The following is a 325-nucleotide window of genomic DNA, read 5'->3' on the forward strand; positions in this document are numbered from 1 at the left end:
GGCTTGGGCGGCAAATCCGGCGCCGTCGTTGCGATGGCCTGGATTCCCGGCTTCTCGTCGCAGGAGACGATCGTCACCGGCTTTCCCCGCCTCCTTCCTTTGGCAGAGGCTTTCTTCAGGACCTGGACTTCACGATAGACGCACAGGACCTCCGCCATCTTCTGTTCGAACTCGGCGTCGCGATTTTCAAGATAATAGCGCACCTTGTGCGGCTTGATGTCCTCCCGGCCGAGGATCTTGCACACCGTTCCCTGGACCAAATTGGCCAAACACGCATGCCCCGCCGCCGGCCCGTGTTCACGCGCATGGCGCGCCAAGAGCCGCG

General features: G+C 62.5%; 1 pseudogene. It reads right to left on the bottom strand.

From position 1 onward, the window contains the following. Positions 1–269: pseudogene (locus C7G61_RS43630) on the bottom strand (IS630 family transposase); the annotation flags it as partial. Positions 270–325 lie beyond the last annotated feature (56 nt).

This window comes from Bradyrhizobium algeriense (assembly GCF_003062295.1).
GTDB classification, from domain to species: domain Bacteria; phylum Pseudomonadota; class Alphaproteobacteria; order Rhizobiales; family Xanthobacteraceae; genus Bradyrhizobium; species Bradyrhizobium algeriense.